Source organism: Mycolicibacterium brisbanense (assembly GCF_001570425.1).
Classification (GTDB): domain Bacteria; phylum Actinomycetota; class Actinomycetes; order Mycobacteriales; family Mycobacteriaceae; genus Mycobacterium; species Mycobacterium brisbanense.
Genome location: NZ_BCSX01000007.1, coordinates 215,994 through 234,046, shown reverse-complemented (window position 1 = coordinate 234,046; position 18,053 = coordinate 215,994). Strand labels below are relative to the sequence as shown.

Annotated in this window: 20 protein-coding genes; 6 read left to right on the top strand and 14 right to left on the bottom strand. The window is 67.5% G+C overall.

What is annotated here, in order from left to right; genetic code table 11:
* Window positions 1–157: 157 nt before the first annotated feature.
* Genes RMCB_RS03605 through RMCB_RS03595 form a run of 3 tightly spaced genes read right to left on the bottom strand, consistent with a single transcriptional unit; the run spans window position 158 to window position 3,161 of the window.
* A complete protein-coding gene (locus RMCB_RS03605) occupies window positions 158–1,180 on the bottom strand; it encodes an NAD(P)H-dependent flavin oxidoreductase (protein WP_062827650.1) in 1,023 nt (340 codons plus the stop codon).
* A complete protein-coding gene (locus RMCB_RS03600; RefSeq protein ID WP_062827649.1) occupies window positions 1,177–2,553 on the bottom strand; it encodes an MmgE/PrpD family protein in 1,377 nt (458 codons plus the stop codon). Before RMCB_RS03600 ends, RMCB_RS03605 begins: the two co-directional genes overlap by 4 nt.
* The gene (locus RMCB_RS03595; protein ID WP_062827648.1) at window positions 2,550–3,161 is read right to left on the bottom strand and encodes a muconolactone Delta-isomerase family protein; all 612 of its coding nucleotides are present in this window, start codon (window positions 3,159–3,161) and stop codon (window positions 2,550–2,552) included. Before RMCB_RS03595 ends, RMCB_RS03600 begins: the two co-directional genes overlap by 4 nt.
* Window positions 3,162–3,337: 176 nt before the next feature.
* On the opposite strand from RMCB_RS03595, the gene RMCB_RS03590 reads away from it, so the two are divergent.
* On the top strand, window positions 3,338–4,576 hold the full coding sequence (locus RMCB_RS03590) for a thiolase family protein (protein ID WP_062827647.1): 1,239 nt from the start codon (window positions 3,338–3,340) through the stop codon (window positions 4,574–4,576).
* A 3-nt stretch (window positions 4,577–4,579) separates the two neighbouring features.
* Here RMCB_RS03590 and RMCB_RS03585 read toward each other — a convergent pair whose 3' ends face one another.
* Genes RMCB_RS03585 through RMCB_RS03560 form a run of 6 tightly spaced genes read right to left on the bottom strand, consistent with a single transcriptional unit; the run spans window position 4,580 to window position 9,743 of the window.
* Entirely contained in the window at window positions 4,580–5,299 is a 720-nt protein-coding gene (locus tag RMCB_RS03585) for a hypothetical protein (RefSeq protein ID WP_062827646.1), read from the bottom strand.
* A gap of 1 nt (window position 5,300) precedes the next feature.
* Window positions 5,301–6,164, bottom strand: coding sequence for an MBL fold metallo-hydrolase (locus tag RMCB_RS03580; protein ID WP_062827645.1), 864 nt, complete (start codon window positions 6,162–6,164; stop codon window positions 5,301–5,303).
* The gene (locus RMCB_RS36420) at window positions 6,161–7,255 is read right to left on the bottom strand and encodes an alpha/beta fold hydrolase (protein WP_234791981.1); all 1,095 of its coding nucleotides are present in this window, start codon (window positions 7,253–7,255) and stop codon (window positions 6,161–6,163) included. Before RMCB_RS36420 ends, RMCB_RS03580 begins: the two co-directional genes overlap by 4 nt.
* Window positions 7,252–7,974, bottom strand: a complete 723-nt coding sequence (locus RMCB_RS03570) for a flavin reductase family protein (RefSeq protein WP_029369756.1) — start codon at window positions 7,972–7,974, stop codon at window positions 7,252–7,254. Before RMCB_RS03570 ends, RMCB_RS36420 begins: the two co-directional genes overlap by 4 nt.
* Before the next feature lie 12 nt (window positions 7,975–7,986).
* Window positions 7,987–8,826, bottom strand: a complete 840-nt coding sequence (locus tag RMCB_RS03565; RefSeq protein WP_062827644.1) for an MBL fold metallo-hydrolase — start codon at window positions 8,824–8,826, stop codon at window positions 7,987–7,989.
* An 11-nt stretch (window positions 8,827–8,837) separates the two neighbouring features.
* Window positions 8,838–9,743: an alpha/beta hydrolase gene (locus RMCB_RS03560; RefSeq protein WP_062827643.1), complete on the bottom strand. Its 906-nt coding sequence runs from the start codon at window positions 9,741–9,743 to the stop codon at window positions 8,838–8,840.
* 169 nt (window positions 9,744–9,912) lie between these two features.
* Here RMCB_RS03560 and RMCB_RS03555 point away from each other — a divergent pair, with 169 nt between their 5' ends.
* Window positions 9,913–10,206, top strand: a complete 294-nt coding sequence (locus tag RMCB_RS03555) for a CDGP domain-containing protein (protein WP_029369753.1) — start codon at window positions 9,913–9,915, stop codon at window positions 10,204–10,206.
* Window position 10,207: 1 nt separating this feature from the next.
* Window positions 10,208–11,011 carry a helix-turn-helix domain-containing protein gene (locus RMCB_RS03550; RefSeq protein ID WP_062827642.1) on the top strand — a complete coding sequence of 268 codons (804 nt, stop codon included), beginning with the start codon at window positions 10,208–10,210 and terminating at the stop codon, window positions 11,009–11,011.
* Window positions 11,012–11,018: 7 nt separating this feature from the next.
* Here the strand turns inward: RMCB_RS03550 and RMCB_RS03545 are convergent, their stop codons facing one another.
* Window positions 11,019–11,387 carry a hypothetical protein gene (locus RMCB_RS03545; RefSeq protein ID WP_062827641.1) on the bottom strand — a complete coding sequence of 123 codons (369 nt, stop codon included), beginning with the start codon at window positions 11,385–11,387 and terminating at the stop codon, window positions 11,019–11,021.
* Window positions 11,384–11,662 carry a hypothetical protein gene (locus RMCB_RS03540; RefSeq protein WP_029369750.1) on the bottom strand — a complete coding sequence of 93 codons (279 nt, stop codon included), beginning with the start codon at window positions 11,660–11,662 and terminating at the stop codon, window positions 11,384–11,386. Before RMCB_RS03540 ends, RMCB_RS03545 begins: the two co-directional genes overlap by 4 nt.
* A 221-nt stretch (window positions 11,663–11,883) precedes the next feature.
* Here RMCB_RS03540 and RMCB_RS03535 point away from each other — a divergent pair, with 221 nt between their 5' ends.
* The 3 genes from RMCB_RS03535 (at window position 11,884) to RMCB_RS03525 (ending at window position 14,311) form a co-directional block, all read left to right on the top strand.
* Window positions 11,884–12,207 carry a hypothetical protein gene (locus tag RMCB_RS03535; protein ID WP_131805481.1) on the top strand — a complete coding sequence of 108 codons (324 nt, stop codon included), beginning with the start codon at window positions 11,884–11,886 and terminating at the stop codon, window positions 12,205–12,207.
* 147 nt (window positions 12,208–12,354) lie between these two features.
* Window positions 12,355–12,699: a cupin domain-containing protein gene (locus RMCB_RS03530; protein ID WP_029369748.1), complete on the top strand. Its 345-nt coding sequence runs from the start codon at window positions 12,355–12,357 to the stop codon at window positions 12,697–12,699.
* An 88-nt stretch (window positions 12,700–12,787) separates the two neighbouring features.
* Window positions 12,788–14,311: a cytochrome P450 gene (locus tag RMCB_RS03525; protein WP_084388352.1), complete on the top strand. Its 1,524-nt coding sequence runs from the start codon at window positions 12,788–12,790 to the stop codon at window positions 14,309–14,311.
* On the opposite strand, the gene RMCB_RS03520 is transcribed toward RMCB_RS03525, so the two are convergent.
* The 3 genes from RMCB_RS03520 to RMCB_RS03510 all read right to left on the bottom strand — a co-directional run bounded on the left by RMCB_RS03520 (window position 14,289) and on the right by RMCB_RS03510 (window position 18,050).
* Window positions 14,289–14,756 carry a GNAT family N-acetyltransferase gene (locus tag RMCB_RS03520; protein WP_234791980.1) on the bottom strand — a complete coding sequence of 156 codons (468 nt, stop codon included), beginning with the start codon at window positions 14,754–14,756 and terminating at the stop codon, window positions 14,289–14,291. The two genes, RMCB_RS03525 and RMCB_RS03520, sit on opposite strands and share 23 nt — an antisense overlap.
* A 25-nt stretch (window positions 14,757–14,781) precedes the next feature.
* The gene (locus tag RMCB_RS03515; protein WP_029369745.1) at window positions 14,782–16,431 is read right to left on the bottom strand and encodes a DNA repair helicase XPB; all 1,650 of its coding nucleotides are present in this window, start codon (window positions 16,429–16,431) and stop codon (window positions 14,782–14,784) included.
* 170 nt (window positions 16,432–16,601) lie between these two features.
* On the bottom strand, window positions 16,602–18,050 hold the full coding sequence (locus RMCB_RS03510) for an alpha/beta hydrolase (protein WP_234791979.1): 1,449 nt from the start codon (window positions 18,048–18,050) through the stop codon (window positions 16,602–16,604).
* Window positions 18,051–18,053 lie beyond the last annotated feature (3 nt).

Here is an 18,053-nt window from a genome sequence, read left to right as displayed (position 1 = left end):
TGGGGCTCCTGTCGTCGGCGGACCTGAGGAATATGTCCACTCTGGCAGGGAGGCCGCCGCGAATGTGAACCGTCTGCGAATTTTCGCGCGACTTTTCGCACATGATTCACACTCGCGGAAGCGGCAGCCGGTCGCGTCGTAGGTCTTCTGGCCTGGGTCAGGGAACCAGGCCGGCCAGGATCTGGGCGGTGGGCTCGCGGCGGGCATGCCGGTATCCGGTGCCGGCCCACAGGTGCACGAGTTCGGGTTCACCGGCGGCCGCGGCGGCCTTGCGCAGCGGGCTGGTCAGGAAGTGGATCGCTGGATAGCCCAGCGGTGCCGAGGCCTCATAAGTGTCTATGAACCGGTTGCGCAGCCCTCGGGCCGGCCGGCCGGTGAACGCCTTGGTGACAACGGTTTCGGTGCGGTCGGGATCCTCAAGTGCCGCTTGATGGGTCGCCGACGCGCCGCTCTCGTCGGCGAGCAGCAGCACGGTGCCGACGGCCGCTGCCTCGGCGCCTGCCTTGAGCACCCCGGCGACATCTTCCGCGGTGCCGATGCCGCCGGCGGCGATGACAGGGAGTCCGACCGTCGAGGCGATCTGCCCGACCAGCTCACCGATGGGCAGAGCAGGCGGCGGATTGTCCGGGGTGAGCGTGCCCGAGTGTCCGCCGGCGACGCTGGCCTGTACCGCCAGGGCGTCGACGCCCGCCGCTGCGGCGGCCTCCGCTTCGGCACGCGAGGTCACCGTCTGCACCACGGCGCTGCCCACCTGCTGGAGGCTCCGGATCACGTCTTGTGGAGGTATGCCGAACGTGAAGCTCACCACCGGGACCGGGGTGGCGCGCAGCAGGTCCACCTTGGCGGCGAAGTGATCGTCGCTGTCGTTCGGGGCGGTGGGCAGGGTGAGCCCGAATCGGTCGGCCTCGCGCTGCATGGCCTGCGCGTACTCGGCGTACCGTTCGGGCGAGATCGGTACCGGGTTGGGAGCGAAGACGTTGACGCCGAACGGTATTCCCGCGTCATGCACGGTGCGCAGCTCGGCCTCGACGGCCTCGGGAGTCTTGTAGCCCGCGGCCAGGAAACCGAAGCTGCCTGCGCTGTGCGCGGCGATCACCATGGCCGGGGTGGTGGGGCCGCCTGCCATGGGCGCAGCGATCACCGGGATCCTCAGACCGAGATCCGCTATCGGTGAGCTCATGATTGCCTCCTGGAATCCACTGTGGACAGTAGTGCGGTCAGTTCCGGCACGTCGACCGTATCGAGCCGGTCGACGGTGTCGACAATCGAGTCGCACAGCGCCGCGTCGGCGTGGCCGGCGGCCAGCCAGTGCAACTTCTCGACGGTGCGGTCCCAGCTGAACGGCCGGCTGGGCGCTCCCTCGAAGTCGTCCTGGGCGCGCGTGACGCGCCGGCCGTCGCGCAATGTGGCAGTGATCCGCACCGGCGTGGCGTGCGGGTACCGCGACGTCAATTCGTCGTCAGGATGAACGGTGATGCGCTGCAGCAACTCTCGGACATCGGGTCGACGGATGCGCTCGGTCTGCAGTTGGTCCGGTCCGACCTCGCCGTCGATCAGGGCGGCGGCGAGCAGATACTTCAAGTTGTAGTCGGCCTGCTCCTTGGTCTCGGGTGCTCCCTTGGCGCCGAAGGCGCCGCCACCGGCGATGTCGTAGGCCGTCTGGAACACCGCCACATCGAGGGCTGCGACCTCGCGGTGGTCGATGCCGTGTTCGGCGGCCAGGGTCAACACGGTTTCGATCGGCGCCTGTCCGTGGATCAGTGAGCAGTACTTCTTCAGGTAGGTCTGCTCGACCACGCCGAGGCTGCGGTCATCGAGTCGCAGGTCGATCCGTTGGCCGAAAAGTTGGTGAAGCCCGTTGGGGCCCTCGAAGATTCCCCGCGGTCCGGTGATACCGCGCTGCGCCAGCTGGGTGACGTACACCGCGCGCTGCGCAGTGATGCCGGGCGAGATGCCCTTCCAATTCGACACCGGTTCGGAGTGCACAGCGGCCAGCGACACGTTGTCGGCCGCGGCGGCAGCCATGGCATCGGCAGTCTGGCCCTTGGTCAGGCCCAGCAGTTTGGCGCTGCCGGCGGCGACGGAAATGGCCAGTTGCAAAGCATGATTCAAGCCGCGGGCCATCACCGGAACCGAGGCCGAAAAACGGCTCTGCACTTCGTAGGCCACCGCCAGTGCCAGTAGGAAGTCCTCTCCGCCTGCTCCGACGCTCTCGGCAGCCGCGAGGATCGCCCCGAAGTTGTCCGCAGGATGACACAGGCCGCCGGGCGTCAGGTATGTGTCCAGGAGGTCGACGTAGCGGACCGCCACCGAGTTGAACAGGGCTGCCTGGTCGACACTGGTGGTGCCGCCGCCGATCAACGAGGCTTGAGCCGCGCCGCCGACCGCTGCCACCTGGGCCCTGACCGACCGGACCGTGTCGCCGTCGAGCGCGGCTACGGCGCAGGCGATGCTATCGAGAACGTTGCGGCGCAACAACTTTGTGTCCGTGATATCGGAGAAGCGAGCGGCCAGCACGAACTCGGCCAGATCTTCGACGAGGAGCGCGGTCATGCGGCGGCCCTGCGTGCCGGATCGCTCGGGTGCACCGACAGCGGTGTGATTTCGGCAGACATCCACTCGTACAGCGGCAGTGATTGCAGAGTCGAGGTCAGGTCGGCCTCGTCGGCTCCGGCCCATAAGCCCAGCGTGCGCCGCTGCCCGGGTTCGGCCGTCAGCCGCCACAGCCGCACCAGGCGGCCCTGACGGGCGAGTTCAGCTGCGCGGACCGCTTCGCCGGCGGTGCGGTCGACGACCTCGTCGGCGCTGATGCCCGGCGGTACAGCGATGGTCAGCGTCGTCAGGAATTCCGTGAGCTCCGGCGATGCCGATCCGCCGCCTGGATCGTTGGGATGGGCCGGCAGCGGCGTCACGACGTCGGTGCGCCAGATGCGCAACGGCATCGACGCGAGTTTCTGCTCGAGTTGGTCGGCGTCGTCGGCGGCGAACAACCCGAAGGTGCGCCATTCGCCGGGCGCCAGCGGCGGGCGCCACAGCCGCAGCAGATGTCCCTCGGCCACCAGCTCACGAGCGCGCGCCGCCTCGCGGGCACGGACGTCGTCGACATGCTGCGGGGTGGTCCCGGGCGGGACGTGAGTAGTCATGTCTACCAGAAATTCCATGGCGGAACCTTTCGGACGATCAGTACGACCTGTCCAACAATCGTGGCGCGCAGATGCTCCAGCCGACTATGACCGGATTTGTCGTTGCTGAGAGGCGCTTCCTCCTACCACTGGTTTGAACGCCTGTCGGCACCGGGACAGGCGCGATACCCTCTCGACGACCGAGGGAGCCGGTAATGACAGATGCGTATGTGCTCGGCGGTGTCCGCACTCCGTTCGCCCGCTACGGCAGTTCGTTGTCGCACATCCGTGTCGACGACCTGCTCGGAATGACCATGAAAGGCGCGTGCGCACGGGTCGGGGTCGAGCTCGATCAGATCGAGGACATTGTCGCCGGGTGCGTCAACCCCGCCCACGAAGGCATGGGAGACCTGGCTCGGTGGGCCGCGTTGGCCGCCGGATTCCCGGACAGTGTGCCGGGGGTGACGATCAACCGCTTCTGTGCGTCGTCGCTCAGCGCGACAATCAGTGTCGCGCATGCCATCCGGGCCGGGGATCTCGGTGTCGGGATGGCCTGCGGCGTCGAATCGATGTCGCGGTCGGGCTGGGCGTACATGAAGGGCGATGCACCGTTCTCCCCGCGCGGGCCGGTCATCCTGCTCGACACCATGTGGGCGGGTGCCGGTGGCCCGCCCAACCCGGCCTTGCTGGCCCGCAACGCCTATATCGGCATGATCGAGACCGCGCAGAACGTCGCCGATCGGTACGGGCTGACACGGGAGGAAATCGACGCGTTCGCGCTACGCACCCAGCGAAATGCCAAGGCCGCCCGCGACTCCGGTCGGCTGGCCAAGGAGATCATGCCGGTCGAGATCGCGGCGACGAAGACGACACCGGCCCGCACCTTTGAGCACGACGAGTTCATCCGCGACGACACCACCGCAGAACAATTGGCGAAGCTCAAGCCGCAACCGGGAACAACTCAGATGACCGCGGCGAACTCGACACCGCTGACCGACGGCGCCAGCGCACTGGTGCTGGCATCGGGAGAGCGGGCGGCCGAGCTGGGTATCGAGCCGTTGGCCCGCGTGGTGTCATCGGCGGTATATGGCATCGATCCGTTGGTCATGGGCCTCGCCCCGGCGTGGGCTCTGCCGATGGCCATCCGCCGGGCGGGCTTGACTCCCGAACAGATCGACGTGTGGGAGGTGCACGAGGCGTTCAGCGCGCAGGCCCTCGGTGTGCTGCGTGAGCTTCCGAACCAGTTGGGCGGGTTCGTCATTCCCGACGAGAAGCTCACACCCAACGGGGGTGCCGTTGCCATCGGACATCCGTTCGGCGCGACCGGGGCCCGCTACGTGCTGACGTTGGCCACCGAACTACGGGAGCGCGGTGCTCGGTACGGCGCGATCGGGGTGTGCGTCGGTTCGGGTCAGGGCGTCGCCGTGGTCCTGGAAAACCCCGCCGCGCGCTGACGCTCAGGAGAACCGGACGTCGCTCAGGTCGATGGCGACCATCAGCTCGTCGGGCAGCATCTGTCCCGACGCATCGCAGCGGTACGCGCGGCGTTTCGTCGGAACCTTGATGCCGTCGAATTCGACGAGGTTGTCGATGTAGTGGATCGCCGGGAAGCCCCCGGCCACGTCCACTCGGTAATCATGGCGACGGATCAGATGCTCGGAGTCGACGTAGAACTCCTCCACCGCACTGTGACTGGCGAAGTTCGGCGGATATCGCAGGCGCAGGCCACGCCACGTTTCGCCGCGTTCGGTGACGGGGTCGATCTCCTCGACGGAGACGCCCGGTAACGACATCAGAAACGGAGCGGTCAGATAGTTCCACAGTGCGTAGCCGTTGAAGTACGCGCGCTGCAACGGATTCCACGGAGTGTGGAGTTCATGGCCGGTGAATGACTCACGCGGATTGTGCAACTCGGCGACGACGCGACCGTCGAGCTTCTCGATGGCGACGCGGTCGGTGGTGAAGTCGGTCTTCTGGTCGGGGCCGCCGAACGGCTGCACCGAGGCCCATTGACGGTGTATTTCGACGGTCATCCGGCGAGGTGTGGCATCCTGCGGCTGCCCTTTGATGGGCCAGAGTTTGCCTCCGGTCACGATCGTCGCCTCGACGCGGGAGAACTCGTTCCACCGCGACACGCCGCCGTGGGCCGCGAGGACTTCCGCTATCAAGTCGGTCATTTCAACCTCGTCCGTCAGGTGGAAACAGGGTAATCGCCGCGCCCCACAGTGCACCGGGATTGATGCGGTCAGGGTGCCTGGCGAGCATGCCAGCGTAGAAATCTTCTGCGTTGCCGGCCGATTCGAGCAGGCTGCGGGCGTCGGTGAGGTAGCGCCGGGTGGCCTCGAGTTGTGACGGGTCGTCGGACGCGGCGGGATTCTTGTGACCGGCGATCACGGTGACGGGTTGCAGGCTCTCGGCGATGTCCAGTGCGGCCAGCCACTCGTCGAGTCCGGATACGCCACCGGATTCGGTGAGATACAGATGCACGCTGTTGTAGACGACATCGCCCGCGACCAGCAGACCGCTGCCGGGAACGTGGAGCATGGTCGTCGCATCGGTATCGGTGTGGCCCACCTCGACCGGCTGTAATCGCTGACCTTCGAGTTCGAAACCATCCTCACCGACGATGGTGACCGCAATCTCGCCGGTCGGCAGAGCGCCGGGAAACACCTTGTCCCAGAAGGAGGCTCGGAACTCTGGTGAGTTCTGGACCGCCATGTGCTGCGCTGTGCCCGCGGTGGCGAAAACCACCGCATCCGGGAACCGTTGCAGCAGCGGCATCGCGCCGAACCAGTGGTCGCCGTGACCGTGGGTGATGTAGATCGCGGTCAGTCGCCGGCCAGATTCCGCGACCCAGTCGCCCACATCGACGGCCTGCGCGGTGGTCAGCGGCGGGTCGACCAGCACCGCGTCGCGGGAACCCGTGATCAGCGTCGAGGTGATCGGCGACCACATCCGCCGGCTGCCGTCGGGAAGCGGGCCGCGCCCCGACTGTGCGAGCTGACCGGTGACATGAATTTGGTGTTGCAACTGGGCGGTCATGATTGCGCGCCTTCCATGCGATCGCGGATTTCCGATGCGAACCGCAGAACCGCACCCAAAGGTCGGTGGTGAATGGCGATCCCGGTGATCAGACCGTCGGGCCCGCGGTCCAGAATGGTCACGCCGCGCAGTGCCAAGCCGTCGAAGGCCGTTGCGCGCCACTGCAAATAGCTGGTTGCGCCGCTGTGGGCCTCGGCGGTGAACTCCAGCGATTCGTAGATCGAGCTCGCGGTCGCCAGCGTCGCGGCCACCCGGTCCCGGCCCGCCACCGGTTCGGGCAGCGTGGTGGCGTCGAGCACGACATCGCCTGCGAAGTTCGCGGCGAACGTGTCTCGGGACTGCTCGGCGAAGCCACGACGCCAGCCCGCGGCCGCGCCCGTCTCACGCACGAATGCGGTGATGGACGCCGCGACCTGGCCGGCGTACTCGACGTGAACCCAATGTCCGCCCCCATCGATGACCTGCACGTGGGCCTGCGGGAAGCGCGGCGTGACCGCGGCGGCCAATTCGTCGGTGACGAACGGGTCGGCGCCGCCGCGGATGATCAGCACCGGCCCGGTGAAGCTGCTGACCGGCGGTGCGTCGGGCACACCGTCGTTCCACACGTCCACGTAGCGGCTGACGACGTCCGGCCGTGCAGATTCACCGGCCCGCGTCAAACGGTCGAGTTGTTCGTCGGTGAGGGCCGGGGACAGGGCGGCCCGGGCGGCACGCTGCGCGGCGGGATCGCCACCCAACGCGCGGAACGGGGCAAGGGCCTCTGCGGGAAGCCGGGTGCCGCCCAGCGGAACCGGGGTGATCAGCACCAGGCCGGTGACTTTCCCGGCGTGACGGGCGGCGACCAGTTCGGCGATCTGTGACCCGAGACTCTGCCCGACCACGATGGTGTCGCCTACGACGCCGTCGAGGAGTTGCCCGGCTTCGGCAGCGAAGGCCGCCAGTGTCAGCTCGGGTGTCGTGTCCTCGGTTCGGGCCCCGAAGCCCGGCAGCTGATAGCGGACGATGTCGACGTCGTCCGGCGGTGCGGACACGACGTCGTCCCAGACCTTGACGTCGTCGAGGAAGCCGTGGATGAGTAGCAGCGTGCTCACTTCGCAGTCTCCTTGGTGGCGCCGGAGGGCGACCAGTCTGTGGTGTCGATGGGTGAATAGTCAGAGGCCTTGCCGTCCAGGCGTTGGGCGCGCTGGGCGGCGAATTGCTCGGCCAGGCCGTCGGGCAGCGGGGTGGTGAAGATGTTGTTGACGAGCGTGTACTCGGCGGCCAGGCGCCCGAACGCGTTGAGCGCGCCGACGTCGATGCGGCCCCGGGACAGGTACAGGTCGTCGCGGACGTGGATGCGCTTGACCCGGCCCCAGACCACGTGGTCGGGCAGTGGCGGCATCGGGATGATGCGGTCCACCACGCATTCGAATGAGATCGGAGCCTCCGCGATCCGCGGCGCCGCGATGGTCTCCGACGCGGCCTTGGTCAGGCCGAGGGCCTCGAATTCGTCGACCCCGGAGTCGAATTCGAATGCCGACCGGTGCACGGCATCGGCCTGGGCGATCGAGGCGATGTTGACGACGAACTCGCCGGTGTCGCGGATGTTGACGAACGTGTCCTTGAGCGTGACACCGTCGGAGCGGGGTTGCAGGGACACCGACAGGATCGGGGGAATGCGTCCCACCACGGTGAAGAACGACACCGGCGCGATGTTGCCGACCCCGGTCGTCGAGGCGGTGCTGATCCAGGCGATGGCGCGCGGCAGCACACTGCCGATGAGAAGTTTGTAGCTCGACGTGGCGTCGAGATCGTCTGCATCGATGATCATTTCACGTTCCTTTCAAGACAGCAGCGCCACGGCGCTGTACCAGACCGGGCCGACGTTGAGCCGGTCGGGGTAGAGCTGGATCATGTAGTCGAAAAACTCGCGGGGACTTGGCTTTCCCGCCAACAGCCGCTGCGCGTCGAGGAGGTAGTCGCGGGTCTCGGTGAGGATCGCCGGATCGTCGGGGAGGTCCTTGTTCTTGTGCCCGGCCACGACCGCACGGGGCTGCAGTGCGGCGACCTTGTTGAGTGCCTGCAGCCAGGACTTGATCCCGCCGTCAGCGCTTTCCAGGAGGTACTGGTGCACGCCGTTGTAGGCGACGTCGCCGGCGACCACCAACCCGATCGATGGCACGTGCAACACGGTGGTGTCGTCGGTGTCGGTGTGGCCGACCTCGACGGCGACCAGCCGTTCTCCGTCCAGCACCAACCCATCTTCGGGAATGAGTTGGTAGACAACGGGACTCGGAGGGATCTGGCCGGGGAAGTCGACGTCCCACATCTGGGCGCGGCCTTCGACGGCCTGCTCGTGCATCTTCGCGATGGTGCCTTCGGTGGCGTAGGCAACTGCGCCCGGGAATCGTTGCAGCAGTTGGTCGGTGCCGAACCAGTGATCACCGTGGCCGTGGGTGGCGTAGATGTATGTGAGTGTGCGGCCGGTGTTTTCGATCCAGTCGCCGACGCGCTGCACCTGGTCGTAAGTGAAAGGCGGGTCGACCAGTGCGGCGTCACGGTCACCGAGGATCAGCGTGGATGACACGGGTGAGGACACGATCGGGCTTCCGTCGGGCAGCCGCTGTTCGCGGTTGCGGCGCAGGCCGTCGTGGACCATCACCTCGTAGCGCAGTTTGGGCATGATGTTTCCCTTTACAGTTCGGTTTTGGTGAGGTGCTTGATGAACCAGTCCCGCGCGGCGCCCCCGGCGATGTCGAACTGGCCGAGGTACGGGTCGAAATGCCCGCCGTTGACCGTCACCAGTTGCTTGGGTTCCAGCGCGCGCTCGTAGGCGCTCAGTGCCAGATCGGTGACCGTGACGGTGTCGTGGAGGCTGACGATCATCAACAACGGGGTGGGGGACACCCGGTCGATCCAGATGCCCGGCTCGTACATGCGGGCCGCGCGCGACGAGCGCACCGTCATGGTGTTCTGCCACGCACCTTCCGGTGCGGGTTGGGTGTAGAACGCGACGGCGTCCGGGGAGCGGTAGGCGGCCGGCACCGCTGGATCGCTGCTCACCACCGCCTGCGTGGCCGGTGGCTCGCCGCGGAACTGAGCCCGCTCGTCGGCGGCGAACGCGGCCTCCAGGGCCGCCACCTGGTCCGGGGCCACGCGCCGCAGACTCTGCTGGTAGCCGCTGATGGTCGGCACCTGAGCGACCACCGCGCGCAACCGGCGGTCGGTGGCGCCCAACACGATCGCGTGTCCGCCCGCATAGCTGCTACCCCACAGCCCGATCCGGTCGGCATCGACGTGCGGGTGACTCTCCAGGAACGAGATCGCGCGGCGCCAGTCGGCGATCTGCGCCCACGGCTCGACGTCGAACCGCGGCGAGCCGTCGCTGGCGCCGAAGCCCCGGTGATCGTGCACCAGGACCACGAACCCGGCGTCGGCGAAAAGCCGGGCGAACCGCTCCAGGCCATGCTCCTTCACCCCGGCGAAACCGTGCGCCATGGTGATCGCCGGATGCGGGCCGGCACCGTCGGGCTGGAACAACCAGCCCCGCAGCCGCACTCCGTCTTGGGCGGGGAACTCGATGTCGTGTCGTTCAACCATGCCTCTACGGTCGGCCTCCCGAAGCAGCGGTGGGAACGCCGCGCTGATCCTGGTATTGGCGGGGACAGGATCGGCCGAACTCGGCATATCTGTTCTCCAGGCTTTCGCGGTCGCGGCTCGCCACATGGGTGCGCTGCGGTAGCGTCATTCGGTGGTGATGGGAGAACCCATGAAGCTCTGCATCTTCGGTGCACTGGCCGTCGCGCTGACGGCTGCAGGTCTGATCGTCTCGGCGCCGCCGGCCAGCGCCGGCTGTCTCTACGGCGGACCCGTCATCAGCAAGTGCGACGGGCCAATCCAGCCGGACGGCACCTGGCAACGGTGCACCGCGGTGTACAACTACGTGCCCAGCGGCCTGAGTTCCCACCTGGTGCCGGTCAAGCGTTGCGACGTGATGGGCCCCGGCCACGACTATCCATTCGACTTCGCATTCACCGATCCGCCGACGCATATCGACGACTGACGTGGCGAAGGGGAACGCGCTCGGGGAATACCTGCGGTCGCGGCGCGAGCAGGTCCGTCCCGACGACGTCGGCCTGGTCGCCGGCTCCCGGCGACGGGTCGCCGGACTGCGCCGCGAGGAGCTGGCGCTGCTGGCCGGGATCAGCTCCGACTACTACCTGCGGCTGGAGCAGGGCCGGGACAAGAATCCGTCCGCGCAGGTGCTCGACGCCCTGGCCCGGGCGCTGCAGCTGGACATCAAGGGCACCGAGTACCTGCACCAGTTGGCGGGGCAGACCGGAACCCGTTGGGAACAAGGCGATCTCGAAGAAGTGGCCGACGGCCTCGATGAACTGATCGACCAGTTCCCGATGCCTGCCATCGTGGCCAACAGGTATCAGGATGTGCTGGCGGCCAACGCCATCGCGCAGGCGCTGGCCCCGGCGTTCCGCCCGGGTGAGAACTTCCTGCGGTGGCGGCTGCTGGATCCGGCGGCCAAGGAGTTCTTCGTCGACTGGGACGAGGCCACCGACATCGCCGTGAGCGGGTTGCGCGAAGTCGCGGGAAGCACGCCCGACGATCCTCGGCTACGCCGGATGATCGACGAATTGTCCTCGGCGAGCGAACGTTTCCGGGAACTGTGGGCGCGGGCCGACGTCGGCTATCGGCCCGGTATCACCCACGTGCGGCATCCCAGGGTCGGCGAGCTGTACCTGCAACGCAACCGGTTGCACGTGCCGCACTCAGGTGGCCAGCATCTGATCATCTTCCGCGCCGAGCCGGGGAGCGATTCGGCCGCCGCGCTGGACGCGCTTCGCAGCAGGTAGCCGCTCGTCAACCGTGGAAATTCGGATCCGGGTGCGGTGGGATCGGGCACCAGAACAGGCCGCAGTTCACCGGTTCCGGCACAGGTGGGTCGTCCCCGTCCCACGCACTCGAGCCCTGCAGGGTTTGCTGCCCGTTGATGTCACGGGGAACGTTGCCGAACCCGTACGACACCCGGTACCAGGTGTGGCACCGGCTCATGTCCCAAACATATTGATTGCCATACCTGTTCGGTCCGCTCGGGTCCTCCATCGACTGGCCCGGGCACCACGTGTACGGACCGCCGTTGGCGTGGGCCACGCCAGTCGTGAGCCCCACGCCGACGATCGTCACGACCCCCGACAACAACGCGCCGGCGACGGTGCGCTTCAAGCTCATCGCTGGTCCGTGTGATCGGTCGCGCTGCCCTTGGCGTAGTGGGTCAGGAATGCGGTGGCCGCGATCGCCGCGGCGGCGCCGATCACGCCCCACAGGACGATCGGAAAGATCAGCGATCCGAACAAGAAGTCATAGGCCAGTGCGAGGTAGATCGACCAGATGACCCGGTAGATCGACCAGAACGCCAGCAGGCCACAGCTGATCCCGATGAGCAGGCTGCGCTGACGATCGACGCGGCTGATCTGTTGCTCGATGTTGGTGGGCACGATCTTCATGTCTGTATTCCTCGCGTGTCGTGCGGCGCCATCTCGTCGGCGTCGCGATGGCGTAAGTACACGCGCGTCGCCGGACTACCGATCCCAACAATGTGGCGGCGCGTCGGCCGGCGGCGAGTCTTTGCTGGTGGACATCGCCGGTGCCAGAAGATGGCGAAAACGTGAATACGCGATGAACCTGTGGAGTCGCTGAGGGAAGCAACTTGCGACACTATATGTCCGTGCTGTCACAGCGACGCGAGTCCAAGGCGAATGAGGTGCCGTCCCGGGCGCCACATGTCGACACGTGGTCCAGGCCTCCCCACCCTGCCGATGTGGCGCAATCGCGCCTGTTCGAAGAGATGATGCAGGCTGAGATCGCGGAGCTTCATGCGCTCGCGGCCCTCGCCGAACGTGCCTGGCGCGATCGGTCGGGGCGGCATACCGCGGCCCCCAGCCGGCTGCCTGAGGCCGTCCTTCGCGTGCACGCCCGCGTTGCCGAGGTCGAGCGCATGCTCGCCGCGTTGCGGGGCAGGTTCCCCGGAAACGAGATCCGCTCGGCCTGATCGGAATCCGCGGCCGCCCCGTGGTCGCGCACCGCGCGATTTGCCGGCCGGCCGGCGGACACCGTTATCGGTCACGATTTCGACGTTTCTTGCACTGTTCCGGGCCGACCGCCGGAATACGTCGAACCCGAGTGGCACGATCCGGTTATGGAGAAGATCTCGCTCACTGCCCTTGCTCGTCAGCAGCTGACCACTGCCCGGTCGTCCAGCAGCGGCCGGAGCGCACACACCGTCTACGGCGGGCATGAACACGCGCTGCGGCAGACCCTCATCGCGCTTACGGCCGGCAGCGCGCTCGACGAGCACGAGAGCCCGGGCGAGGCCACCCTGCAGGTGATCGAGGGCAGGGTGTCGTTGGGGAATTCGGAAGCCAGCTGGGAAGGATCTCCCGGCGATCACATCGTGGTCCCGCGCAGTAGGCACAGCCTGCGTGCGCTGCAAGACTCCGTCGTGCTGTTGACGGTGGTCAAGGCGGTGGGGCCGCACGCGTAGCGCTACCTGGTCAAAACCCGGTACCGTCGGTACTGTATACCGAGAGTCCGACCTTGGGTGCACGATGCTCCGACCGGGAGGTGGCCAGATGTCCCAGCCCGCCACGAAGGACGCCGTCCGCACCTGTCCGGTCCATGACACCCTGCATCCCCCGCGATGGGCCCCGACCCCGATTCGCTGGCAGCACACCGACATCGGATATCTCGCGTCATGGTGGTTGGCGCTCAAGGCCATCCGCGCCGGCTACCGGCACACCATCTATGAGTACGCGACAGAACTTCCCGGACAGGACGACATCGTCGTCGCCCGTGCCCCGCTGGCGAAGTTCGTCGTGGTGCGCAACCCCGACATCGCCCGCCACATCCTCGTGACCAACCAGGACAACTACACCAAGAACGCCGAGTACGACCTGCTTGCGGTCGCGTTCGGCCGAGGCCTGGTGACCGACCTCAACGACGAACTGTGGCAACGTAATCGGCGGCTGGTTCAGCCGATCTTCGCCAAACGTCACGTGGATTCCTTCGCGCCGCAGATGGTGGCCGCCGCGAGCGCGGCAGCCGACCGGTGGGAGCGGCACGGCGGGCCCGTCGACATCGCCGCCGAGATGAATTACGTGACGCTGGACATCATCGCCCGCACCATGTTCGGCATCGAACTCGACGGTCGCCTCGCCGAGCAGATGCGCACCGATTTCGCGCGCCTGCTAACCCTTTTCGGCTACGGATTCCTGCTCGGCGTGGCCCGGCCGCTGCGGTGGCGCGCCGATCAGTTGTCCAAGCGCGGCCCGCGGTGGCTGGCGGCGCGTGCACCCCGCATGGCCATCAACGAGCTGCGGCGCGGTGCATGGGTGATCGCGCCGCGGGCACGACGCGGGCTCGGCCGCATCGAACGGTTCATCGACGAGATGATCGCGGATCACCGCAGCGGCAAGATCGCCGGCACCGACAACCTGCTGGCCCTGTTGATGTCCGCCGAAGATCCCGAAACGGGTTACCGCTACAGCGATCTGGAGATCCGCGACGAGGTGCTGACCTTCCTGGGCGCAGGATTCGAGACGACGGCGGCCGCGCTGGCGTGGACGTGGTTCCTGTTGTCGCAACACCCGCAGGCCCGCCGGCGACTCGGCCAGGAACTCGACGAGGTGCTCGGCGGCCGCGAGCCCACCGCCGCCGACCTCGACGACCTGCCGTGGACGCAGGCGGTGGTGGCCGAGGCCATGCGGGTGTTCCCGCCGATCATGGGGGTGGCCCGCACCGCCAAGGCTGACGACGTGCTGGGGGACTATCCGATCAAGGCGGGCACCAGCATTGCCGTCCTGATGCACAGCGTGCACCACAACCGGCGGGTCTGGGAGAACGCCTACGACTTCGACCCGTCGCGGTTCCTGAAAGAGAATCTCGACGGCCCGCAGCGGCGCGCCCACATCCCGTTCGGCGCAGGCAAAAGGATGTGCATCGCATCGGGTTTCGCCAATCAAGAGGCCACTCTCATCGTTGCCCGCTTGGCGCAGCGCTTCGAACTCGACCTGGTGCCCGGTCAGCGGTTGCGGCGCGAACTGACGTTCACCGGCGGCCCGGACGGCAAGATGCTCATGACGGTGCGGAGACGCTGACGGGCGCGCGCCGAAACGCGTGCATCCGGTCATCGTCGATGCCGAGATAGCTCCAGCCCAGAGACGTGAAGAACGCGTGCGCGGCCGCGTTGTCTTCTTCGACGAAGGCCAGCCAGCCGCATCCGGCCCTATGGCCGGGCCAGGCGATCGCGGCGTCGACGGCGACGGCACCCAGCCCTTCGCGGCGGCGGGCGGGGTCGACGGCAAGGTCTGTGATCCCATGGTCGAATCCTGGCGCGCCCCAGACACATCCCACGACTGCCGTCGGAGTGCCGTCCTGCTCGACGACCAGTTGCGCGCCGTCGGTTTCGGCCAGCACGTGCTCAAGCCACTCATGGTCCAGCGGGCCCAAGCGCCGGTTGAGCTCGGGATCGTCGAACCATGAGCGGTACCAATCCCAGTCGGCGCGACAGAATCGCCGCACTCGCCACTGCTTGTCGCTCAACTTGTGCACGGTGTCATCGACACCGTCAAATCGCCGGGCCCAGCAGGTCGTCGGCGTCTTTGATGATGTAGCCATACCCCTGCTCGGCGAGGAACCGCTGCCGGTGTGCGGCGTACTCCGCATCCAGCGAATCGCGCGAGACCACCGAGTAGAACACCGCGCCGCCGCCGTCGTGTTTGGGCCGCAGCAGCCGGCCCAGCCGCTGCGCTTCTTCCTGCCGGGACCCGAAGGTGCCCGAAACCTGAACGGCCACAGATGCTTCCGGCAGATCGATGGAGAAGTTCGCCACCTTGCTGACGACCAGCGTCGAGATGTCGCCGCGGCGGAACGCGTCGAACAGTTCCTCGCGTTCGGAGTTTTTCGTCGAGCCTTGGATCACCGGGGCGTCGAGTTCCTGCCCGAGTTCCTCCAGCTGATCCAGGTAGGCGCCGATCACCAGCGTCTGCTCGTTGGGGTGGCGCTCCAGGATCGAGCGGACCACCGCGATCTTGCTGTGCACCGTCGAACAGAGCTTGTAGCGCTCGTCGGGCTCGGAGGTCGCGTAGATCATCCGCTCGTTGTCGGTCATGGTCACCCGGACCTCGATGCACTCGGCCGGGGCGATCCACCCCTGGGCCTCGATGTCCTTCCACGGTGCGTCGTAGCGCTTCGGCCCGATCAGCGAGAACACGTCGCCCTCGCGGCCGTCCTCACGGATCAGGGTCGCGGTCAGCCCCAGCCGGCGTCGGGACTGAAGATCGGCGGTCATCCGGAACACGGGTGCCGGCAGCAGGTGCACCTCGTCGTAGATGATCAGCCCCCAGTCGCGGCTGTCGAACAGCTCCAGATGCTTGTACTCGCCCTTGGTGCGTCGGGTGATCACCTGGTAGGTCGCGATGGTGACGGGGCGGATCTCCTTTTTCTCCCCGGAGTATTCGCCGATCTCGTCCTCGGTCAGCGAGGTGCGGGCGACCAGTTCGCGCTTCCACTGCCGACCCGCCACGGTGTTGGTGACCAGGATCAGCGTCGTCGCACCGGCCTTGGCCATCGCCGCCGCCCCGACGAGCGTCTTCCCGGCGCCACACGGCAGCACCACCACGCCCGAACCGCCGGCCCAGAACGAGTCGGCCGCCATCTCCTGGTAGTCCCGCAGCTGCCAGCCGTCCTGCGCCAGTTCGATCGGGTGGGCCTCGCCGTCGACGTAGCCGGCCAGGTCCTCGGCAGGCCAGCCGATCTTGAGCAGCATCTGCTTGACCCGGCCGCGCTCACTCGCGTGCACGATCACGGTGTCGTCGTCGATGCGAGCCCCCAGCATCGGCGCGATCTTCTTGTTGCGCAGCACTTCTTCGAGCACGGCCCGGTCGAAGCTGACCAGGGTCAAGCCGTGCGCCGGATGCTTGACCAGCTGCAGGCGGCCGTAGCGGGCCATGGTGTCGACGATGTCGACCAGCAGCGGCTGCGGCACGGCGTAGCGGGAGAAGGAGACCAGGGCGTCGACCACCTGCTCGGCGTCGTGGCCGGCCGCGCGGGCGTTCCACAACGCCAGCGGCGTGATGCGGTAGGTGTGTACATGCTCGGGCGCGCGCTCCAGCTCGGCGAACGGGGCGATGGCCGCACGTGCCGCGCCGGCCTGTTCGTGGTCGATCTCCAGCAGCACCGTCTTGTCGGACTGCACGATCAGCGGGCCGTCGGTCATTTGTCCCATTATCCAGAGTGCGGCGACAGCGGCGCGTTTTGCGGGCGTGGCCGGGCCGTGAGCGTGCGTGAACTGCTGCTGAAATGCGGCGTGTCGGCCCGCAGACCCGCACGCTCGCGAGGTGGGGTGCCGCGAGGTGGCTCAGTGGGTGGGGTGGCTCAGTGGGTGGCTCAGTGGGTGGCGGCCTGCAACGGGACGCCGGCCGGCGCGCGGCCCTGCCCGTTCCCGGGCAGCGGCACCTTCGCGACGCCCGGCGTGCCGACCTGGCCGGCCAGCCAGGGCAGCGACGCTTTGAACACGTCCATCGCGAACGGCCAGTCGTGCTTGCCCGGGCTGGCGACGACAGCGCAGGTGATGCCGTGGGTCCGGCCGAGCGCGCACAGGGAGTTCGCGGCGTCGGTCTGATCACCCGGGTTGCCTGCGGCGTCCTGTCCGCCGAGGCCGACCGCGTTCGGATTTCCGTACCCGCCCTTGTGCTGCTGCGGGGCATCCGAGGAGATCGCGAACCAACCCGAGACACCCTGGTACGGGCCGTGCTTGTCCATCACAGTGGTGGGGTCGTAGACCGGCCACTGCGAGGCGTCGCCGCCGTAGATCCGGGCGATGGTCTGATCCTTGGTGCCTGCGTTGGGTCCGTTGTCCCCGGCGATGTCGACGAACGCGCTGAACAGTTCGGGGTGCATCACCGTCAGGTCGACCGCGCAGGTGCCACCCATAGACCAGCCCACGACACCCCAGTTGGCCTGCTGGACGTCGAACGTGTCGGCGACGTACGGCGGAACGTCCTTGGTGAGGTGATCGGCCACGTTGCCGCGCGGACCGTTGACGCATTCGGTGTCGTTGTTGAACGACCCGCCGACGTCGGCGAACACGAACACCGGGGCAGAGCCGCCGTGCGCGGCGGCGAAGTTGTCGATCGTGGCGATGGCGTTGCCCGTGCGCGGCCAGTCCGACGGGGTGTTGAACTCGCCGGCGATCATCATGACCACCGGCAGCTTCGGCGCACCGGCGGCGAACCAGGCCGGCGGCAGATAGACGAGCTCGGTGCGGTGCTTGAACCCCGAGGCATCCTGCGGGATGTCCACCGGAACCAGCGCCCCGTGCGCGGGTGCGCCCTTGCCGCGCATTCCCTGGACCGTGGCGAGGTCGGTCTCGTCGGGCAGCGGCCCGGCCGTCAGCTCGTTCCAGGCGGCCGGGACCGTCGGGAAATAGCCGACCCAGAGGTTGAGGGCAAGGCCCGCGCTGAGCAGGCACAACGGCACCGCGAGCACCGACACGCCGCGACGCCACCAGCGGTTGCCACGCCAGCCGAACACGGCGACCGCCAGAGCCAGCCCGGTCAGGCCGACCCAGATCCACAGCGAGTCCGGGGCCGGATCGCCGGCCAGGCCCTGCGAGTCGATGTACCAGTGGGTCCACCCCGCGAGGATCAGGCCGACGACGATCGCCACCGGCAGCCAGATCAGCCGCCACCGCCGGTTGCGCCAACCGATCGCCAGCACCAGCACGATCGCGGCCACTGCCCACACCGTCGGTGGCAGCCAGCCGTGCAACAGCGACACGCCACGTCGTGCCGGAGCCACGGCAGCCTCGCTCAACAGGGTTGTCACGAGGGACATGGT

What these genes read in the sequence shown, in the direction of transcription:
- RMCB_RS03605 (WP_062827650.1), bottom strand. Translation starts at nt 1,180, where the DNA reads ATGAGCTCACCGATAGCGGATCTCGGTCTGAGGATCCCGGTGATCGCT.
- RMCB_RS03600 (WP_062827649.1), bottom strand. Translation starts at nt 2,553, where the DNA reads ATGACCGCGCTCCTCGTCGAAGATCTGGCCGAGTTCGTGCTGGCCGCT.
- RMCB_RS03595 (WP_062827648.1), bottom strand. Translation starts at nt 3,161, where the DNA reads ATGGAATTTCTGGTAGACATGACTACTCACGTCCCGCCCGGGACCACC.
- RMCB_RS03590 (WP_062827647.1), top strand. Translation starts at nt 3,338, where the DNA reads ATGACAGATGCGTATGTGCTCGGCGGTGTCCGCACTCCGTTCGCCCGC.
- RMCB_RS03585 (WP_062827646.1), bottom strand. Translation starts at nt 5,299, where the DNA reads ATGACCGACTTGATAGCGGAAGTCCTCGCGGCCCACGGCGGCGTGTCG.
- RMCB_RS03580 (WP_062827645.1), bottom strand. Translation starts at nt 6,164, where the DNA reads ATGACCGCCCAGTTGCAACACCAAATTCATGTCACCGGTCAGCTCGCA.
- RMCB_RS03570 (WP_029369756.1), bottom strand. Translation starts at nt 7,974, where the DNA reads ATGATCATCGATGCAGACGATCTCGACGCCACGTCGAGCTACAAACTT.
- RMCB_RS03565 (WP_062827644.1), bottom strand. Translation starts at nt 8,826, where the DNA reads ATGCCCAAACTGCGCTACGAGGTGATGGTCCACGACGGCCTGCGCCGC.
- RMCB_RS03560 (WP_062827643.1), bottom strand. Translation starts at nt 9,743, where the DNA reads ATGGTTGAACGACACGACATCGAGTTCCCCGCCCAAGACGGAGTGCGG.
- RMCB_RS03555 (WP_029369753.1), top strand. Translation starts at nt 9,913, where the DNA reads ATGAAGCTCTGCATCTTCGGTGCACTGGCCGTCGCGCTGACGGCTGCA.
- RMCB_RS03545 (WP_062827641.1), bottom strand. Translation starts at nt 11,387, where the DNA reads ATGAGCTTGAAGCGCACCGTCGCCGGCGCGTTGTTGTCGGGGGTCGTG.
- RMCB_RS03540 (WP_029369750.1), bottom strand. Translation starts at nt 11,662, where the DNA reads ATGAAGATCGTGCCCACCAACATCGAGCAACAGATCAGCCGCGTCGAT.
- RMCB_RS03530 (WP_029369748.1), top strand. Translation starts at nt 12,355, where the DNA reads ATGGAGAAGATCTCGCTCACTGCCCTTGCTCGTCAGCAGCTGACCACT.
- RMCB_RS03525 (WP_084388352.1), top strand. Translation starts at nt 12,788, where the DNA reads ATGTCCCAGCCCGCCACGAAGGACGCCGTCCGCACCTGTCCGGTCCAT.
- RMCB_RS03515 (WP_029369745.1), bottom strand. Translation starts at nt 16,431, where the DNA reads ATGACCGACGGCCCGCTGATCGTGCAGTCCGACAAGACGGTGCTGCTG.
- RMCB_RS03510 (WP_234791979.1), bottom strand. Translation starts at nt 18,050, where the DNA reads ATGTCCCTCGTGACAACCCTGTTGAGCGAGGCTGCCGTGGCTCCGGCA.